Consider the following 475-nt stretch of genomic DNA (forward strand, 5'->3'; position numbering starts at 1 on the left):
GCTGATCCCCGAGCATGGCTTCAAACTGCGATAGGACGGCTTCTTCCCTGAAGTCACCATGAAGGAACTCCACGCCGGCCAGCGGCGGCATGTCCAGGATGTCCAGCGCCAGCACGCGACCGGTGTCGCCGATCTGTCTCCGGACCTGCTGAGACCAGCCACCGGGGGCCGCGCCAAGGTCGACCACCACCATGTGCGGCTTCAGCAGGCGGTCACGTTCGAGCAGCTCCTCGAGCTTGTAGGCGGCGCGCGAGCGCATGCCCTCGGCCTGCGCCTTCTTCACGAAGGGGTCGGAGAAGTGTTCCTTGAGCCAGCGCTGGCTGCTTTTGCTGCGGGTAGCCATTGAAAATAGGGGCTGATGGGGTCCTCATGATACCCTGATCGTCCCATTCAACCGTGTTTTCCTGCATGTCCATCGCCCTGACCGCCTCCCAGACCCGTTTCCTGCCCGGCCAAGCCCACGACCTGAAGGCCC

General features: G+C 63.8%; 1 protein-coding gene. It reads right to left on the reverse strand.

From position 1 onward, the window contains the following. The coding region (locus tag D7X55_RS46115) for an SAM-dependent methyltransferase (RefSeq protein WP_304988927.1) at nt 1-343 on the reverse strand (343 nt) is incomplete at its 3' end. Nucleotides 344-475 lie beyond the last annotated feature (132 nt).

This window comes from Corallococcus sp. AB049A (assembly GCF_003668885.1).
GTDB classification, from domain to species: domain Bacteria; phylum Myxococcota; class Myxococcia; order Myxococcales; family Myxococcaceae; genus Corallococcus; species Corallococcus interemptor.